Annotated in this window: 17 protein-coding genes; 6 read left to right on the forward strand and 11 right to left on the reverse strand. The window is 73.7% G+C overall.

The features are described 5' to 3' along the window. Positions 1 to 59: 59 nt before the first annotated feature. Positions 60 to 2,324, forward strand: a complete 2,265-nt coding sequence (locus QSK10_RS03980; protein ID WP_285661196.1) for a helix-turn-helix transcriptional regulator — start codon at positions 60 to 62, stop codon at positions 2,322 to 2,324. Here the strand turns inward: QSK10_RS03980 and QSK10_RS03985 are convergent. The 5 genes from QSK10_RS03985 to QSK10_RS04005 all read right to left on the reverse strand — a co-directional run bounded on the left by QSK10_RS03985 (position 2,294) and on the right by QSK10_RS04005 (position 6,093). Continuing rightward, on the reverse strand, positions 2,294 to 3,166 hold the full coding sequence (locus QSK10_RS03985) for a hypothetical protein (RefSeq protein WP_285661197.1): 873 nt from the start codon (positions 3,164 to 3,166) through the stop codon (positions 2,294 to 2,296). The two genes, QSK10_RS03980 and QSK10_RS03985, sit on opposite strands and share 31 nt — an antisense overlap. Then, entirely contained in the window at positions 3,166 to 4,029 is an 864-nt protein-coding gene (locus QSK10_RS03990) for a hypothetical protein (protein ID WP_285661198.1), read from the reverse strand. Before QSK10_RS03990 ends, QSK10_RS03985 begins: the two co-directional genes overlap by 1 nt. A gap of 29 nt (positions 4,030 to 4,058) precedes the next feature. Beyond that, positions 4,059 to 5,126 carry an NAD(P)-dependent alcohol dehydrogenase gene (locus QSK10_RS03995; RefSeq protein ID WP_285661199.1) on the reverse strand — a complete coding sequence of 356 codons (1,068 nt, stop codon included), beginning with the start codon at positions 5,124 to 5,126 and terminating at the stop codon, positions 4,059 to 4,061. A gap of 80 nt (positions 5,127 to 5,206) precedes the next feature. After that, a complete protein-coding gene (locus QSK10_RS04000; RefSeq protein ID WP_285661200.1) occupies positions 5,207 to 5,644 on the reverse strand; it encodes a rhodanese-like domain-containing protein in 438 nt (145 codons plus the stop codon). Beyond that, on the reverse strand, positions 5,641 to 6,093 hold the full coding sequence (locus QSK10_RS04005) for a cysteine dioxygenase (RefSeq protein WP_285661201.1): 453 nt from the start codon (positions 6,091 to 6,093) through the stop codon (positions 5,641 to 5,643). Before QSK10_RS04005 ends, QSK10_RS04000 begins: the two co-directional genes overlap by 4 nt. A gap of 128 nt (positions 6,094 to 6,221) precedes the next feature. On the opposite strand from QSK10_RS04005, the gene QSK10_RS04010 reads away from it, so the two are divergent. Together QSK10_RS04010 and QSK10_RS04015 are read left to right on the forward strand one after the other, a co-directional pair. Then, positions 6,222 to 6,776 (forward strand): NUDIX domain-containing protein, encoded by a 555-nt coding sequence (locus QSK10_RS04010; RefSeq protein ID WP_285661202.1) that lies wholly within the window; start codon positions 6,222 to 6,224, stop codon positions 6,774 to 6,776. Positions 6,777 to 6,818: 42 nt separating this feature from the next. Next, positions 6,819 to 7,274, forward strand: coding sequence for an RrF2 family transcriptional regulator (locus tag QSK10_RS04015; RefSeq protein ID WP_285661203.1), 456 nt, complete (start codon positions 6,819 to 6,821; stop codon positions 7,272 to 7,274). Here the strand turns inward: QSK10_RS04015 and QSK10_RS04020 are convergent, their stop codons facing one another. Genes QSK10_RS04020 through QSK10_RS04035 form a run of 4 tightly spaced genes read right to left on the reverse strand, consistent with a single transcriptional unit; the run spans position 7,275 to position 10,422 of the window. Continuing rightward, positions 7,275 to 7,664: a DUF3052 domain-containing protein gene (locus QSK10_RS04020; RefSeq protein WP_285661204.1), complete on the reverse strand. Its 390-nt coding sequence runs from the start codon at positions 7,662 to 7,664 to the stop codon at positions 7,275 to 7,277. A gap of 55 nt (positions 7,665 to 7,719) precedes the next feature. Then, positions 7,720 to 8,574 carry an ABC transporter permease gene (locus QSK10_RS04025; RefSeq protein ID WP_285661205.1) on the reverse strand — a complete coding sequence of 285 codons (855 nt, stop codon included), beginning with the start codon at positions 8,572 to 8,574 and terminating at the stop codon, positions 7,720 to 7,722. Continuing rightward, positions 8,561 to 9,355: an ABC transporter ATP-binding protein gene (locus QSK10_RS04030; RefSeq protein ID WP_285661206.1), complete on the reverse strand. Its 795-nt coding sequence runs from the start codon at positions 9,353 to 9,355 to the stop codon at positions 8,561 to 8,563. Before QSK10_RS04030 ends, QSK10_RS04025 begins: the two co-directional genes overlap by 14 nt. Beyond that, positions 9,352 to 10,422, reverse strand: coding sequence for an ABC transporter substrate-binding protein (locus QSK10_RS04035; protein ID WP_285661207.1), 1,071 nt, complete (start codon positions 10,420 to 10,422; stop codon positions 9,352 to 9,354). The genes QSK10_RS04030 and QSK10_RS04035 overlap by 4 nt, the downstream gene beginning before the upstream one ends. A 203-nt stretch (positions 10,423 to 10,625) precedes the next feature. Between QSK10_RS04035 and QSK10_RS04040 the strand changes: the two genes are divergently transcribed. Beyond that, a complete protein-coding gene (locus tag QSK10_RS04040; protein WP_285661208.1) occupies positions 10,626 to 11,501 on the forward strand; it encodes a polysaccharide deacetylase family protein in 876 nt (291 codons plus the stop codon). On the opposite strand, the gene QSK10_RS04045 is transcribed toward QSK10_RS04040, so the two are convergent. Next, positions 11,498 to 12,268 carry a GntR family transcriptional regulator gene (locus QSK10_RS04045; RefSeq protein WP_285661209.1) on the reverse strand — a complete coding sequence of 257 codons (771 nt, stop codon included), beginning with the start codon at positions 12,266 to 12,268 and terminating at the stop codon, positions 11,498 to 11,500. The genes QSK10_RS04040 and QSK10_RS04045 overlap by 4 nt on opposite strands. A gap of 277 nt (positions 12,269 to 12,545) precedes the next feature. Between QSK10_RS04045 and QSK10_RS04050 the strand changes: the two genes are divergently transcribed. Then, on the forward strand, positions 12,546 to 14,339 hold the full coding sequence (locus QSK10_RS04050; protein WP_285661210.1) for a DUF362 domain-containing protein: 1,794 nt from the start codon (positions 12,546 to 12,548) through the stop codon (positions 14,337 to 14,339). Beyond that, a complete protein-coding gene (locus QSK10_RS04055; RefSeq protein ID WP_285661211.1) occupies positions 14,336 to 15,265 on the forward strand; it encodes an SAM-dependent methyltransferase in 930 nt (309 codons plus the stop codon). The genes QSK10_RS04050 and QSK10_RS04055 overlap by 4 nt, the downstream gene beginning before the upstream one ends. Here QSK10_RS04055 and QSK10_RS04060 read toward each other — a convergent pair. Beyond that, positions 15,251 to 16,525 carry an ABC transporter ATP-binding protein gene (locus QSK10_RS04060; protein ID WP_285661212.1) on the reverse strand — a complete coding sequence of 425 codons (1,275 nt, stop codon included), beginning with the start codon at positions 16,523 to 16,525 and terminating at the stop codon, positions 15,251 to 15,253. The two genes, QSK10_RS04055 and QSK10_RS04060, sit on opposite strands and share 15 nt — an antisense overlap. Between the last annotated feature and the right edge of the window lie 6 nt (positions 16,526 to 16,531).

Genomic DNA, 16,531 nt, shown 5'->3' on the forward strand with positions numbered 1-16,531 from the left:
CAACGTGACCGGTCACTGATCTCAGGCGCATCTCAGTGACGTCGGCCTACCGTCATCGCATGTACGGACGCGAGGCCGAGCGGCGGGCGATCGCCGCGGTGGCCGCCTCCGGCGGGGTGCTGGTCATCCGGGGCGAGGCGGGGACGGGAAAGACTGCGCTGCTCACCGGGGCCGCGCGGGACGGCAGAGTCCTGCGCGCGGCCGGATCCTGCGCCGAGACCGGGATCGCGTTCAGCGGCCTGCACCGGCTGCTGGCGCCCGTCCGCGACGCCGTCGACGCCCTCCCCAGACATCGCGCCGAGGCGCTGCGCGCGGCCCTCGACGGCGACGGACCGGCCACCGACCTGCGGGTCTGCGCCGCCGTCCACGATCTGCTGACCGCGCTGGACGCGCTGGTGATCGTGGACGACGCCGACACCCTGGACCCGGCCAGCCTCGCCGTGCTGCTCTTCTGCGCCCGCCGCGCCACGGGCCGCACCGGCTTCCTCCTCGCCCTCGGCGAGCACGGCGCCGACACGCGCGGGCTGCCGGAGCTGCGCCTGGGCGGGCTGGCCGAGGCCGACGCCGTCCGGCTGCTGGGCGAGGTGGACCCGGGGACGCGGCGGCTGATCCTGGACACCGCCGAGGGCAATCCGCTGGCGCTGGTCGAGCTGGCGAAGGCCACCGACGCCGAGCGGGCGCTCCTCACCGGGGCTCCCCCGCTGCCGGGGCTGTACGCCGCCCGGGTGGCCGCGCTGGGTGGTCCCTACCGGCGGGCGCTGCTGGTGGCGGCCGCCGATGACACGCGGCGGCCCGAGATCGTCGCCGCCGCCCGCGAGCGGATGGGGCTCGCGGAGGTCGACGACGCGCTGCTGGCGCGGCCGCTGTCGCGCGCGGCGGTGTACCACGGCGCCGACCCCGGTGAGCGCCGCCAGACGCACCTGGCGCTGGCGGGGGTCCTGGACGAGTACGGCGAGCACGCGCGGGCCCGGCGGCACCGCGCGCTGGCCGCCACGCGCCCGGACGCGCGGCTGGCCGACGGGCTGGAGCGCGACGCGAAGGACGCCGCCGGGCGCGGCGGACTGGCGGCGGCGGTCTCGGCGCTGCTGCACGCGGCGCGGCTGTCGGTCTCGCCGGGCGATCGCGCGCGGCGCACGGCCTCGGCGGCGCACGCGGCCTGGAAGTCGGGGCACACGGACCTGGCGCGCTCCCTGACGTCCACCGTGGACGACGGGGAGACGGTGCGGCTGCGCGGCCTCATCGAGCTCTACGGCGGGCATCAGCCCACCGCGTTCGCCACGCTGGTGCGCGGGGCGGCGGCCTCGCCGCCGGAGCGGGCGGCCGAGCTGTCCTTCATGGCCGTGGACGCCGCCCTGCACGCCGGGCTGCCGGACGAGGCGATCGCGGTGGCCGAAGGCATCGCCGCGGCGCATCCCGACCCGGCGACCCGGCGATACGGGCGCTGGCTGGCCGATTCGGCGGCCGGGAAACCGGTCCCGGCCACCGCGTGGGAGGTCTACGACGCGGCCCCGGAGCCGGTGGCGCGCTCGGGCGCGCACCGCTGGATCCTGCCGATGGCCATCACCCGGGGCGGTGGGCGGGAGGCGCGCGAGTTCGCGCTGACGGCGACCGAGCGGCTGCGGTCCACGGGGATGCTGGCGCTGGTGGCCACGCCGCTGCTGTGGCTGGCCGAGCTGGAGCACCGGCTGGGCATGTGGGACGAGGCCGTCGCGCACGCCCGCGAGGGCCTGGCCTTCGCGCGGGACGCCGGGCAGCCGGTCGCCGAGGCCGATCTGCTGTCGCTGCTGGCGCTCGTGGACGCCGACCGGGGCGAGGCGTCGTCCTACGCGACCGACGCGCTGGCGCTGGCGCTCCCGCTGGGGAACCGGCTCGCCGGGGACCGGGCGCGGCTGGCGCTGTCCCGCTCGGCGCTGCTGCGGGGCGAAGCGGCCGCCGAGGAGACGCCGGAGGGCGTCTACGGCGAGGCGCGCGCAGACCTGGCGGAGGGACGCCTGCTGCGCCGCGCGAGGCGTCCGCGGGCGGCCCGGGAGCCGCTGCGGCGGGCGGTGGCCGCCTTCGACGCGCTGGGCGCGGTCCCGTGGGCGGCGCTGGCGCGCGACGAGCTGCGGGCCTCCGGGGACGCCGTGCTGCGCCCGGTGGCCGATCCGCTGACCCCGCAGGAGCACGCGGTGGCGACGCTGGCGGCGGAGGGCCTGACCAACCGGGAGATCGGGGCGCGCATGTTCCTCAGCCCGCGCACGGTCGGCTACCACCTGGCGAAGGTCTTCCAGAAGGTCGGCGTCTCGGCGCGGGCTCAGCTGCGCGAACTGGAGTTCATCCGGTAGCGGCGCACCATGAGCACGCCCCCGACGACCAGGAGCAGCAGCGCGACGTTCATGCACGCGCCCAGGGGCATGAAGCGACCCGAGCGCCACAGTGGAGTGTTCAGGCGATCGCCGTTGTCGAAGGCGAAGTAGACCGCCCGGGCCACCAAGGCGGAGTTCAGCATCAGCAGGCCCAGGGCGATGTGCACGAGCCTGGGCGCCTCCCCGTCCGGGAAGCGGCGGCGGTGGCGGGTGACGGCGAAGGCCCCGGCCGCGCCGAGCAGCGCGCCCACGATCGCCCCGGCCGCGGCGAGCCGGCCGTGGGACGGCGGCGGCACCCGGTACAGGTCCAGGCTCGGGGTGTTGCCGTCGTCGTCGGCGAAAAGCTCTACGACGAGGGTGCCCTTGCGGCCCACGACCCGGTCGGGCCAGGGCCGGGTGACCGCCCAGCCGTCGGCGGCCAGGCGGGCGGCGGCGTCGTCGCGGCGGCGGGCGTTCTCCGCGGGGGTCTCGGGGAAGACGTAGGGCATCTCATGGGACTCCACCCAGCCGGGCGGGTGCATCCAGGAGACCCCGTCGCCCCGGTCCTGTGTGGCGTCGCCGAGGATCACCTGCACCCAGCCGGGATAACCGCCGAAGTCCTCGTGCTCGCCCTGGCTCGACAGGTCGTCGTAGGCCCCCGGCTCCTCGGAGAACTGGATCTCGCGCTCGGGCCAGATCATCCGCGCGATCCCCACGGTGACCTCATGCGGCGGCAGCGGCTCGTCGGTCCCGGCGACGCGCGAGCCCACCATCGAGCCGAGCGCGGCGCCCACGATGACGGCGGCGGCGAACAGGAGCCACGGACGGCGTTTCGCGGGCATCACGCCTCCGAGGGGGTCGTGGACCTGCGGGCCCGGCGCCACACGGCGAGCGCCGCGAGGGTCAGCAGCACCAGGGCGAGGTTCATGGTGGCCCCGAAGGGCACCCAGCGGCCCGCGCGCCACAGTGGATCGTCGAGGTGGCCGTCGGTGAGGTCGTCGGAGACGGTCGCGAACACGAACGCGGTGTTCAGCATGAGCAGGCCCACGCCGGCGCGGACGAGCCCGGCGCCACCGCCGTGGCGCGCCCGAAACCGGTCGAGGGCGCGGATCGCCATCACCGCGCCCAGGCCGCCCAGCAGCGCGCCACCGAGCAGGAACCACGGGTAGGAGGCGGACTGGACGCGGGAGACGGAGAGGCTGGGGGTGTACACCTCGTACGCGTTGAATTCCACGAGCAGGGTGTCCTTGCGGCACTCGATGGTGTGATCCGAGGTGCGGGTGACCTTCCAGCCGTCGGCGGCGAACCGCGCGGCCACGTCCTCGCGGCGCGACGCGTTGGCCTCGGCGGTCTCCGGGGCGTCGACGTAAGGCTCCACGTACTCGGCCGGTGGCCCCCATACGACGTGCACGCGACGGTCCTGGGTGTCATCGCCGACGAGCACCTGGGCCCAGCCGGGGAGGCCGCCGAAGTCCTCGTGCTCGCGCTGGCTCGCCCGGTCTTCCACCGAGCCGGACTCCGCCGACAGCCTGAAGTCGCGCGCGCCCCAGGTGAACTCGGCCAGGGCGGCGATCTCCTCGTTCGACGGCAGCGGCTCGTCGGTCCCGGCGACGCGGGACCCGGCCATCGCGCCGAGCGCGAGTCCGGCTAAAGCGGCCAGGACGAGCAGGACCCGCATCGGGCGCGGGGGATCGATCTCGAACAAGGTGGACCTCCCGGAGGTGTGCCGTAACCCTACATAGGGTCGACCCATCGGTCCACAGTGGATAAGGGCACCAGCACCGCCCGGCCCGGCACGCGCCCGGCCTCCAGCAGCTCCAGGACCTTCCGGGCGTCCTCAAGCGGGTGCCGCTCGACGGTGACCTTCAGCCCGCCCCGCTGGGTCAGCCGCAGCAGGTCGTGCAGGTCGGCGCGGGTCCCGCCGTACGGTTTGACGACCGAGGCGCCCCACGGCAGGCCGCGCGGCGGGCCGTCGGCGGCGAAGTCCAGCCGCCCGGCAGCCAGTCCGACGACCACGATCCGGCCGAAGGGCGCGATGACCTCGGCGGCCAGCGACAGCGTCGGCCCGGCGCCCACGAAGTCGAAGACGGCCTCGGCGCCGCGTCCCCGGGTGAGTTCGAGGACGGCCGCGGCGGCCTCCTCGTCGGAGGTGATGACCTCCTCGGCGCCCAGTTGCCGGGCGTGCTCCAGCTTCGCCGGGTCGAGGTCGACGGCGATGACGCGCGCGCCGGTCGTGGCCGCCAGGATCTGCACGCCCAGGTGCCCCAGGCCACCGACGCCGATGACCACCGCGGTGGACGACGCGCCCAGGTGCTCGCGCGCCAGGTTCACCGCGTGCCACGGGGTCAGCGCGGCGTCGGTGAGCGGCGCGGCGTCGATGGGATCGAGCAGGTCGCCGAGCGCGACCAGGAACCGCGCCGGGAACACCACGTACTCGGCCATGCAGCCCTGGAAACCCAGCCCCGGACCGGGCGTGATGCCGCGCCCGTAGCGCTCGCAGTAGTTCTCGTAGCCCGCCGCGCACGTCCGGCACTGCCCGCAGCCCCAGCACAGGTAGCCCAGCACGGGCGTTCCGATGTCCCAGCCCTGCACGCCCTGCCCGAGTTCGGCGACGTGCCCGGAGATCTCGTGGCCGATGGTCATCGGCAGCGGTCGCCAGGCCGGCGCGTGCAGGATGTGCAGGTCCGAATGGCAGACGCCCGCCCCGGCCACCTTGACGAGGACCTCGCCGGGGCCGGGGCTCGGGACGTCGACGTCGCGCAGCTCGGCCACGCCGGGTTCGATCAGCTGGAACGCCCTCATGCGGTACCACCTCCAAGCTGTTCTTACCGCAGCGGAGGCGGAGGTGAGATCAATTCGGCTTGATCGGCGGCCCTACGGCCTCACCGCGCCGGATGAGGCGGCGGGGTCGTCGCGGCCTGATCCACGGTGGGCCGCACGTCGTCGTGCGTGGGCAGTCCCGCCGCGCGCCACGCGACGTAACCGCCGTCCAGGTCGGTGGCCTCGGTCAGGCCCAGGTCCTGGAGCGCGGCGGCGGCCAGGGACGAGGTGTAGCCCTCCTGGCAGTAGACGATCACGCGCAGCCCGAAATCGGCCTCCGGCAGGCGCGAGTCGGCGCGCGGGTCCAGCCGCCACTCCAGGACATTGCGCTCGATGACCAGCGCGCCGGGAATGCCGCCGTGCTCGGCGCGCTGCGCCACCGGGCGGATGTCGACCAGCAGCGCACCGGAGCGGTGCGCGGCGGCCGACTCGTGCGGGCCGAGGCGGCGCAGGCGCGTGCGGGCTTCGGCGAGGATGGCGTCGATCGAGCGTCCGGTCACCACGAGACTCCTTCTACGTCGGCGCCAAGCGCCATCAATCGTCCACCCGCCACGTCGTAGCGGTTCATCACGGTCAGGCGCGGCTCGTAGACGTGCACACTGACCGCCGGGACCGTGCCGGTGTTGCGGATGCGGTGGACGTGCCTGGGGCCGAACCGGCGCGCCGAGCCCCGCGCGTAGTCGCGCCCGGTCAGCACCACGCCGTCCCGGTCGGCGACCACGATCTCCTCGTTCAGCACGCCCTCCGCGACCAGGAACACCCCGCCGGAGCCGCCGTGGTCGTGCAGTTCGGTCTCCTGCCCCGGCAGCCAGGTCAGCAGCCACACCTCGTGATCGGGTTCGGCCGCGAGTCTGCTGAACCAGCGCCGCTCGGCGTCGAACCGGGGCTCGATGGGACCCGCCGCGTACTCCCGGGCGAGGTCGGCGAGATCGAGCAGGGTGCGGGTCATCGGGTTCTCCGTTCGGTAACGCGCCGGAAAAGGGCTGGTCAGAGCACTTACCAATCCTACAAAACAAGTAGGAATACTGGAGTTAGCGGGGTCCCCGGCGCGTCGCGGGGACCGGTTAGGGTGCGGCGGTGACCCCGATCGCGCGCCTGCTCGCCGCGTCCACCCCCGCCGCCGTCACCGAGGCGCGCTGGGACTGGCACGGCGTCCCCCTGCCCCTGCGCGTCGCCGCGCACCTGACCACCGCCGAACCGCCCGACGGCCTGATCACCTCCGTGCGCTGCCTGGTGGGCGTCGGGGACGCGATCGTGGTGTGCGAGACGCCCCTGGACGTCCACGTCACCCCCGGCGGGCGCCGCGAACCCGGCGAGTCGCTGGAGGACACCGCCGTGCGCGAGGTCCGCGAGGAGACCGGCTGGATCGTGACCGCCGGCGCGCTGGTCCGGCTGGGCTTCCTGCACTTCGAGCACCTGGCCCCGGTACCGGCCGATTACGCCTACCCGGCGCCCGACTTCTTCCAGGTCGTCTACTCCGCCCGGCTCCCGGCGGGGACGCCGGAGCCCACCGGCTGGACCGACACCGAGGGCTGGGAGACGCGCAGCCGCCTCGCCACGCGCGCCGAACTCGCCGGGCTCGCGCTGTCCCCGCCGCAGCTGGCGCTGGCCGAGGCGCACTTCGGGACCTGACCGCGTCCACATCCGCGCCCGCGCGACGGCAGAATGTGGACCATGCAGGTTTCGGCACGCGGCGACTACGCCGTCCGGGCGGCGGTGTCCCTGGCGTCCACGCACCCCACGACGGTGTCGGCGCAGTCCCTCGCCGACGGTGAGGGACTGCCGCACAAGTTCCTGGAGGCCGTGCTCGCCGACCTGCGCCGGGGCGGTGTGGTGACCAGCGTCCGGGGCGCCGACGGCGGCTACCGGCTGGCCCGCGACCCCGGGGAGATCAGCGTGGGCGCGGTCCTGCGCGCGGTCGACGGGCCCTTGGCCGGCGTGCGGGGGCAGCGTCCCGAGGAGGTCACCTACGACGGCGCCTCGGCGCACCTGCCGGACCTGTGGATCGCCGTGCGCGCCGCCGTGCGGAACGTCCTGGACGAGGTGACGCTGGCGCAGGTGGCCACCGGGCGGCTGCCCGCGCGGGTCCGGCGGCTGGTCGGCTCCGAAGGGGCCTGGGAGCCGCGCTGATCAGGCGCGCAGCTCCCTGCGGCGCACGAACTTCAGCCCCGACCAGTCCTCGCCCAGCGCGGCGACCTTCACGTCGACCACCCCGAGCGGCAGGAACACCTCGCGCAGCAGGTTCTCGGTGATCTCGCTGACGTGCCCGGCGGCCCTGCGCGGCCACGCTATCCACAGGGACGCGGCGTCGGCGAGCGCGGTCACCAGGCCGGGCGCCTCGGCGCGCAGTTCGGCGGCCGCGCGGTAGAACGCCACGGTCACGTCGGCGCCGGAGGTCACCACACTCGCCCCGGGCGGCAGGTCGAGGGTGAAGCCCGCGGGCCGGTGGGGCAGGGCGACGGTGGCGCCGTCCTTGACGCCGAGCTTGCGCTCCAGCGGCGTCGGGGAGTATCCGGCCATGGGCCGAGACTAGCCGCGCTGGTGAGCCGGTGGTCCCGGCTCACCAGACCCGGTCTCAGGCTTGGAGCATGCCCCAGCGGCGGCGCAGGGACTTGTCGGCGACGTTGAAGATGACGTCGACGGCGATGCCCACGCAGAGCACGATGATGATGTAGGCGAGCAGTCCGGGCGCGTCGTTGAGGTCGCGCGCGGTCTGGAGGCGGACGCCGATGGACAGCGCGCCCGGCACGATCACCAGCAGTTCGCCGGCCATCAGGCTGCGCCAGGCGAAGGCCCAGCCCTGTTTGAGGCCGGACACGAAGGACGGCAGGGCCGCCGGGATGATCAGGTGGCGGTAGAGGGCGAACCCGCGCATCCCCAGCACGCGGCCGACGCGTTTCCAGGTCGGCGGCACGTAGTCGATGCCGGAGATCAGGCCGTTGGCGATGGCGGGCGCGGCGCCCAGGATCACCACGAAGAGGATCGCCTCCTCGCTCAGCTTGAACAGCAGGATCGCGAAGGGGAACCACACGATCGACGGCATCGTCTGCATGCCGGTGATGAGGGAGCCGATGGCCGCCCGCAGGGGCGCGAAGCGGGCCACGGCGACCCCGATGAGCATGCCGATGACCACGGCGATGGCGAAGCCGTAGGCGGCGCGGCCCATGGTGAGGGCCACGGCGTCCCAGAACTCGCCGGTGGGGACCACGTCGACCAGTTCCTCCCACACCGTCAGGGGCGCGGGGAGCACGAAGATCGGCCGCCACTCGGCGAGCACGACGATCTGCCACACGCCGATGACGAGGGCGATGGCCAGGACCTTCGGCCAGGTCGCGCGCCACACGCGGCGGGCGGCGTCGGCGAAGCCGCTGTCGCGGGCGGGACCGAGTTCGAGGGCGTCGAGCCCGGTGACGGTGTCATGCGCGGCCATGCCGGGACACCTCCTCTCGCAGGCGGTCGGTGATGGCCCCGGCGAGTTCGGCGACCTCGGTGGAGTCGATGCGGCGCGGGCGCGCCAGTCCGACGGGGTACTCCTCGATGACGCGCCCGGGGCGGCTGGAGAGGAGTACGACCCTGTCTCCGAGCCGTACCGCCTCTCGCACGTTGTGGGTGACGAACAGGACGGTGAGGCGCTGCTCGCGCCAGACGCGTTCGAGCTCGTCGTGGAGGATGTCGCGGGTCATGGCGTCCAGCGCGCCGAAGGGCTCGTCCATGAGCAGGACGTCGGCGTCCTGCGCGAGGGCGCGGGCCAGGGCGACGCGCTGGCGCATCCCGCCGGACAGTTCGTGTGGCCGCTTCTTGCCGAAGCCGCCGAGGCGGACGACGTCGAGCAGCTCGGCGGCGCGCTTCTTGCGCTCGGCGCGCCCGACGCCGCGCATGCGCAGGGCGATCTCGACGTTGGCGGCCACGGTCAGCCACGGGAAGAGCGCGGCCTCCTGGAACATGAGGGAGACGCGGTGGCCGCCGGTGTCGATGGTCCCGGAGGTGAGCGGGTCGAGTCCGGCGACGAGGGACAGCAGCGTGGACTTGCCGCAGCCGCTGGCCCCGAGGATGGAGACGAACGAGCCCCGGTCGACCGAGAGGGACACGTCGTCGAGGGCGAGGAGCGCGGAGGCTCCTTTTCCGTACTGTTTGGAGACGCCGTCGAGACGGACCGCCACCTCGGTGGAGGCGGCGTCCGTCCCGGCGGTCCCCTGAATTGTCAGGGTCATGGCGCGAGGGCTCCCACGTTGATCTCGGGTTTGCCCGCCGCCTTGAGGCGCTCGTTCAGCAGGTCGATGGCGTAGATGCCCTTGAGGTCGACGGGGTCGAGCAGGCCGACGTCCTGGGCGTGCTGCGCCGAAGTGGCGAGCGAGGTGGCGACGGGGTCGACGGTGAAGGTGAGGTTCTGCCAGGCGGCGGCGATGACGGCGTCGTCGGGCTTCTTGCCGGACAGGGCTTCGAGCTGCGCGGAGGCGGCCTTCTGCGCCTCGGCGGGGTTGTTGACGGTGTAGTCGACGGCGGCGATGTGACCGTCGAGGAGCTTCTTGACGGTCTCGGGGTACTTCTCCAGGAACTCGGCCCGGACGATGAGGTGGGTGGTGACGAACTGGCCGCCGGGCCACAGGTCCTTCTCGTTGACCAGGACCTTGCCCTTGTTCTTCAGCACGAGGGTGGAGAGGTAGGGCTCGGGCACCCACGCGCCGTCGATGTTGCCGGAGGCGAAGGCGGTGACGGCGTCGGCGTTGGCGGTGGGCTGGATGGAGACGTCGCCGCCGCCCTGGGTGTCGGCGGTGAGGCCGTTGGCCTTGAGCCAGGCGCGCAGGGCGACGTCCTGGGTGTTGCCGAGCTGGGGGGTGGCGAGCTTCTTGCCCTTGAGGTCGGCGGGGGTGTTGATGCCTTCGCGGACGACGAGCCCGGCGCCACCGGAGGTGGATCCGGCGATGATGCGCAGGGCGGTGCCCTTCGACTTCGACCAGCCGTTGATGGCGGGGTTCGGGCCGATGAAGGTGGCGTCGATGGCGCCGGAGAAGAGGGCCTCGATCGCGGCGGGTCCCGCGTTGAAGGTGAGGGTCTCCAGCTTGGTGTTCGCGCCGAGCTTCTCGGCGAAGATCCCGTTCTTCACGCCGACCAGGGCGGGCGCGTGCGTGATGTTCGGGAAGTAGCCGAGTTTGAGGGTGGCGGCCTCGCCGCCTGCGCCGCTCCCGGCGTCGTCGCTCCCACCGCAGGCGGTGAGGGCCACCGCCGCGAGGAGGACGGAGGCGATCACCGCGCCGAGACGGTATCTGCGCGAGCTCATCGAGATCTCACTCTCTGGTATTGTCTAGTACTCCGGTGGGATATATCAAGCAAGGCTAGATAGCGACGGCGGCGCACGTCAACCGGTGAATGACACGTCACCGAAGGTCTGTCCGAACGGCCGAGGTGGGAAGATCCGCGATCATGGGGTCACCCCGTGCTCCAATGGAGTCGGCAACTCACCCTCGCCCTGGGACGGCCCCCATGAACCGCCGACAGTGGACGGTCGTCGCCGTGGTCGCGACCGTCATCGCCATCTCCCTGGCCGGGCTCATCTACCTGGTCGCGCGCGGCCGCCCCACCGAGCCCGCCGCGCAGGCGCCGACCTCGACGGGGTCCGGTACCGCGCCACCGGTGACCGCCTCGCCCTCGCCCACCGCGTCCCCGTCGCCCTCGCCGTCACCGTCGGCCTCACCGGGCTCGTCCAGGCCACCGGCCGCGCCGTTCCCGCCCGCCCTGGCCGGGCAGGACCTCACCGTCCTGCCGACCACCGATAAAAAGGTCGCGCTCACCTTCGACGGCGGCGCGGGCGCGCAGGGCCTCGACCCGATCCTGCGGACCCTGGCCGACGAGGGCATCCACGCCACGTTCTTCCTGACCGGCGAGTTCGCCCGCGCCAACCCCGACGCGGTCCGGCGCATCGTCCTGGCCGGGCACACCCTCGGGCAGCACTCGATGACCCACCCGCACTTCACGCAGCTGTCCGACGAGCAGATCCGCGCCGAGCTGGCCTCGGCCGAACGCGCCATCGGCGCCGCCGGAGGCGACCCGCACCCGTGGTTCCGCTTCCCCTACGGCGACCGGGACGACCGGTGCGTGCACCTGGTCAACACCGCCGGGTACGTGCCGGTGCGCTGGACGGTCGACTCCCTGGGCTGGAAGGGCACCTCCGGCGGCGTCACCGAGGACGCCATCCGCAAGCGCGTCATGGACGCGCTGCGGCCCGGCGAGATCGTGCTGATGCACCTGGGCGCCAACCCCGACGACGGCTCGACCCTGGACGCCACGGCGCTGCCCCGCGTCATCGAGGCGCTCAAGAAGGCGGGCTACGGCTTCACCACACCCGACGCGTACCTCTAACGCGCGGGCAGCTCGTAGGACAGCTCGAACGCGGTGGCGTTCATGAACGTGTCGCACACCTCGACCGCCCGCTCCCCCGCGTAGGCGGTGCGCACCAGGTGGATCACCGGCGCGCCCACCGGCAGCCGCAGCAGCCGCTGCACGCCCTCGGCGGCGACCTCGACCGTCACGTCCTCGGTGATGCGGGTGAGCCGGTGCCCGTTCTCCTCGATGCGCGCGTAAATGCCGCCGGGCCCGGTGTCGGCCGACATGATCGCGGTGCCCTCCGCGACGTCCAGCGGGACGTAGGAGGTCGCCAGCTGTAACGGCAGGCCCTCGACGATGTAGCGCCGCGAGCGGATCAGCACCGGCCCGTCGCCTATGCGGTCCTCGATGCGGTCCGGTGGCGCCCCGACGCGCAGATCGAGCATCTCCACGTCGTTCCTGGGGTCGTAGACCCGCCCCGCCTGCTCCATGTCGACGGTGAAGGCCGCCTGCCCCGCCCGCCGGTGCCGCCGCGCGAACCGGTCGGACGCCAGCCTCCGCACCGGCGGCCGTCCCTGCACGAATCTGCCGCTGCCGTGTTCTGAGTACACGAGTCCCTCGGCGATGAGCAGCCCGAACGCGTGCTGCACGGTGCGGCGGTTGACGCCGTACCGGGCCACGAGGTCGCTCTCCGAGGGCAGCCGGTCTCCCGGTCCGAAAGCCCCGGTTCTGATGTCGGCGCGCAGGTCATCGGCTATCTGCCGGTATATCGCGCGGTCGCTGGAACGGTCGAGGGGAGACACGGCGATGTCCTCTCTTTCAGATGCTCTGCTCACGGTGGGGTGGCCGAGTACCTGTCTGTCAGACAGTCATCTCGATCTGTGTACAGGATTTGACACTGGAAATGAACCCCAAAACCGTCAGGTGGATCTCACCCAGGCGTGCGTCCGGGCGAAAACGGCACATCCGGGTCAGTCGATTGTGGAGGGTCGGGGGATGGGTCGGGCACGATGATCACCGATCGTCCCGGCGGGTGGCCGGGCCGTGTAAGAATCCAGGTGCCCGACCCCGGAAGGCGCCATGCCCACTGCCGACCACCCCCTCATAGCCGAGACCGCCGCGATGCTCGCGGCGTGGTCCCGCATGCCGCCCGCCCGGGAGCGCTCGCGCCTGATGCTGCTGGCCCTGGAGCGCGAGCAGATCGCCGCGATCGCCTATGACGACGCCTTCATCGTCGAGCGGGTCGCGCGCCTGCGCGTCGATCCGGCCGTGCGGGACCTGGTGCGGCACGCGCTGATCTGGGCGTGGAAGGACGAGGAGCTGCACACCCTCTACGTCCGCGGGCGGCTGCTGGCGGCCAAGGGCCACCGGCTGCGGATCTTCGCGCGGCAGGCGCAGGGGGTGGCCTCGGGCTGGGTCGCGGCGACCAGGCATCACCGGACGCCGGCGCGCGCGGCGGCGCGATGGGCGATCGCCTCGGCGGCGACGCTCGCGGCGAGGGCCACCGGGCAGGTCCCGGCGGCGCTGCGCCACGAGCTGGAGTACCAGGACTTCGGCCGCTACTGCCGCCTCAACATCGCCCTGGAACGCAGCGCCGAGCTCTGCTACGAGCGGCTGGTCGAACTGGCCGCCGATGAGACCGAGCGCGCCCAGTTCGACCGGATCCGCGCCGACGAGGCCCGCCACCGCGAGATCTTCGCGGTGCTCACCGATGCCTTCGCCCACGACGAGACCCCCGTGATCGCGCCGGAGGAGCTGGCGGCGCGCCTGGCGGCGGTCAGCCCGTGGTTCCTGCCCGCCGCGCGCCGTCCGGGGCCGCACCGCGGCAGCGTGGCCACCGGCGGGGACGTGCACGTCGCCGAGGGCGGCGAGCTGGCCGAGCGGCTCACGAGGATCCTGGACGCCGCCGGGCTCGGCGAGCGCGTGCGCGCCTCCGGCGGCCGGGTGGCGGTGCGGACGGCGTTCACGCTCGGCTATTCGGTGCGGGACCGCTCCAACACCGTCTCCCCCGAGATCGTGGCGCTGCTGGCGGCCTACCTGCGCGCCAACGGCGCCACGGACGTGGCGGTGCTGGAGGCGCCGAGCGTCTACGAGCGCTACTACGCCAACCGCTCGGTGGACGAGGTCGCCGAGCGGCTGGGCTTCACCGATCCGGGTTACCGGGTGGTGGACGTGTCGGGCGACCAGGTGGAGACGCGCTTCGACCGGGGCGTCTCGCAGTCGACGGTGAGCCGGGCGTGGCGGGACGCCGACGTGCGGGTGGTGCTGTCGAAGCTGCGCACCGATCCGCGCCAGGGCGGGCACCTCTCGCTGAACACGCTCGTGGGCACCGGCGAGCGCACCGACCGCACCACCTACTCCAATCGCGAGCTGGACCACGAGAACGCGATCATGATGATCCTGGACGCCCATCCGCCCGATTTCGCGGTGGTCGACGCGTGGGGCCCGGTCGCCACCGGCGCGTTCGGGGTGATGGCCTGCGACAAGCCGGTGCGGCTGGAGCGGCTGTACGCGGGCCCGGACCCGGTCGCGGTCGACTGGCGGGTCCTGACCGACATGGGCGTGGCCGACCCGGGCGCGATGCCGATCGTGCGGCGGGCGCTGGCGTGGTTCGGGCGCGACGGGCGTCCCGGGGCCGTGCACGGCGATCCGGGCCCGATCCGGGCGGACCTGCGGCTGCCGCACGCGAAGTGGGCGCGCCGGTTCTTCGCCCGGGCGTCCTACCCGATCTACCTGCACCTGAGTCGCCACGGAGAGAGGTTCACACCGGAGATGGACGAGGCAGCCTTCCCGCCCCTGCGCCGGGCATCGGCGTCCACGCGCGCGATCCGGTGGGTCACCCGCCGGGTCTTCGGCCTGCGGCCGCCGAAATGAGGGCCCTGTCGAGGCTCTCGGCCATCCGCGACTCCCGCCAGGTGGTGCGCTCGCTGTTCCTGTCCAGCGCGGCCCGCACGGGCCTGCCGGACCGGCCCGGCTTCACCCTCGCCGAGGCGGTCGCCGACGTGGGCGCGGGCGAGGCCGAGACGGTGCGCTCGTGGCTGGCGGTCGGCGTCGCGCTGGGCGAGCTGAGGCTGCGCGACGGCCGGTACCTCCCACGCGGGCGCCGCTGGCGCGCGATCGCCGCCGACCCGTTCCTGCGCGACCACTACCGCTCGGTCACCGAGTACCAGACCGGCACCTACGACGCGCTGCTGTCGGGCGCCGAGCGCGGGGACCTCGGCGAGTTCGCCGCGACCATCGCCGGCGTCTCCCGGGCCGCCGAGCCGTTCACCGCGCGGTTCGTGCGCGCCTCGGTGCCGCCGGACGCGCGCGTCCTGGACGTCGGCTGCGGCACGGGCGTGTACCTGCGGGCCGCGCTCGACGGGCGCGCCAACACCGGCGTGGGCATCGATCTGTCGCCGGAGGTCGTGGCGGGCGCCGCGGCGAACCTGACGGCCTGGGGGCTCGACGGGCGGGCCAGCGTCGAGGCGGCCGACCTGCGCGAGTACACCGGCGGCCCGTTCGGGGCGGTGACGCTGCTGAACTGCGTCTACTACTTCCGCCCCACCGAACTGGCCGGGGTCTTCGCGCACGTGCGGAGCCTCCTCGCGCCGGGCGGGCGGCTCGTCCTGGTCACCATGGCCCGCGAGAACGCCGTCGCGGCGGCCCACCTCGACCTCATGCTGCGCGTGCAGGACGTACCCGCGGGCCTGCACACCATGGGCGCGATCGCCACCGCGATGCGCGAGGCCGGGTTCGGTCCCGGGCGGGCGCGGCGGCTGGTCCCCGGGCAGCCGTTCTGGGGGCTAACCGCGTCCTGAGCGGGGACGGCGGCCCTGCTGCCCGGCGCCGATGCGCTCGCCCCGGTCGCCGAAGAAGTGCAGCTGCCGCGGGTCGACCTGCACGGTGAGGCGGTCCCCGGCGGCCAGGCGCGGGTAGGGCGCCAGGCGCAGGGTCAGCTCGACGGGCCGCTCCAGGTGCCGCTCGACGTGCGCGTCCGGCGGGTGTGCGGCGGCGGCCGTGGCCCGGCGGAACAGTCCCCGGCGGGCGGGCGCGGAGCGCTTCGGCGTCGCCTCGGTCATGTCGAGTGGGGCGGCGGTGGCGCCCACGTCGAGGTGGGCGAGGCTCTCGTGCCCGGCGTGCTCCATGTGCCGGACGCGGGCGTGCAGCACGGGGTCGTTCGCCTCACGGTCGGGCAGCCGCAGGGCCTCCGGGCGCATCCCGACGATGATCTCCTCGCCGTGGTAGTGGCGCAGCATGTGCGCGGTGACGTCGTGGCCGGGGACGTCCAGGGACTGCTCGCCGATCTGGAGCCGCACCCAGTCGTCGAGGTGGGCCAGCACCTTCGCCCGGAACAGCGTCATGCGCGGGGTGCCCAGGAACGCGGCCACGTAGGCGGTGGCCGGGTGGTGGTAGATCTCGTTCGGGGTGCCCACGTCCTGGAGGGCGCCGTGGCGCAGGACCGCGACCCGGTCGGCCATGGTGAGCGCCTCGGTCTGGTCGTGGGTGACGTAGACGGTGGTGACGTTCAGTTCCCGCACCAGCGCCGAGATCTCCGCGCGCAGCTGGGCGCGCAGGCCACTGTCGATGTTGGACAGCGGCTCGTCCATCAGGAACACGCGCGGACGGCGGGCCAGCGCGCGGCCCATCGCCACCCGCTGCCGCTGCCCGCCGGACAGCCGGCCCGGGCGGCGGGCGAGGGTGTCGGTGATGTCGAGGATGGTGGCCAGGTGCGCGACCCGGGCGTCCACTTCGGCGCGTTCGTGCTTGCGCAGCCGCAGCGGGAAGCCGATGTTCTCCCCGGCGGTCATGTGCGGGTAGAGGGCGTAGTTCTGGAAGATCATGGCGATCTGCCGCTCGGACGGGTGCACGTCGGTGACGGGCTCGCCGTCCAGCAGGACCTCGCCGGCGGTGGGCTGCTCCAGTCCGGCGATCATGCGCAGGACGGTGGACTTGCCGCACCCGGAGGGTCCCAGCAGGACCAGGAACTCTCCATTGTCGACGGTCAGGTTGAGGTCGTGGACGGCCACGGTGCCGTCGGCGAAGGTCTTGGAGAGGCCGTTCAGCTGGATCGCGGTCACCGTCAG

Source organism: Actinorhabdospora filicis, from assembly GCF_030269765.1.
GTDB lineage: Bacteria > Actinomycetota > Actinomycetes > Mycobacteriales > Micromonosporaceae > Actinorhabdospora > Actinorhabdospora filicis.

What these genes read in the sequence shown, in the direction of transcription:
- QSK10_RS04020 (WP_285661204.1), bottom strand. Translation starts at nt 7,664, where the DNA reads ATGGCCGGATACTCCCCGACGCCGCTGGAGCGCAAGCTCGGCGTCAAG.
- QSK10_RS04005 (WP_285661201.1), bottom strand. Translation starts at nt 6,093, where the DNA reads ATGACCCGCACCCTGCTCGATCTCGCCGACCTCGCCCGGGAGTACGCG.
- QSK10_RS04015 (WP_285661203.1), top strand. Translation starts at nt 6,819, where the DNA reads ATGCAGGTTTCGGCACGCGGCGACTACGCCGTCCGGGCGGCGGTGTCC.
- QSK10_RS04055 (WP_285661211.1), top strand. Translation starts at nt 14,336, where the DNA reads ATGAGGGCCCTGTCGAGGCTCTCGGCCATCCGCGACTCCCGCCAGGTG.
- QSK10_RS04025 (WP_285661205.1), bottom strand. Translation starts at nt 8,574, where the DNA reads ATGGCCGCGCATGACACCGTCACCGGGCTCGACGCCCTCGAACTCGGT.
- QSK10_RS04040 (WP_285661208.1), top strand. Translation starts at nt 10,626, where the DNA reads ATGAACCGCCGACAGTGGACGGTCGTCGCCGTGGTCGCGACCGTCATC.
- QSK10_RS03995 (WP_285661199.1), bottom strand. Translation starts at nt 5,126, where the DNA reads ATGAGGGCGTTCCAGCTGATCGAACCCGGCGTGGCCGAGCTGCGCGAC.
- QSK10_RS04050 (WP_285661210.1), top strand. Translation starts at nt 12,546, where the DNA reads ATGCCCACTGCCGACCACCCCCTCATAGCCGAGACCGCCGCGATGCTC.
- QSK10_RS03980 (WP_285661196.1), top strand. Translation starts at nt 60, where the DNA reads ATGTACGGACGCGAGGCCGAGCGGCGGGCGATCGCCGCGGTGGCCGCC.
- QSK10_RS04030 (WP_285661206.1), bottom strand. Translation starts at nt 9,355, where the DNA reads ATGACCCTGACAATTCAGGGGACCGCCGGGACGGACGCCGCCTCCACC.
- QSK10_RS03985 (WP_285661197.1), bottom strand. Translation starts at nt 3,166, where the DNA reads ATGCCCGCGAAACGCCGTCCGTGGCTCCTGTTCGCCGCCGCCGTCATC.
- QSK10_RS04035 (WP_285661207.1), bottom strand. Translation starts at nt 10,422, where the DNA reads ATGAGCTCGCGCAGATACCGTCTCGGCGCGGTGATCGCCTCCGTCCTC.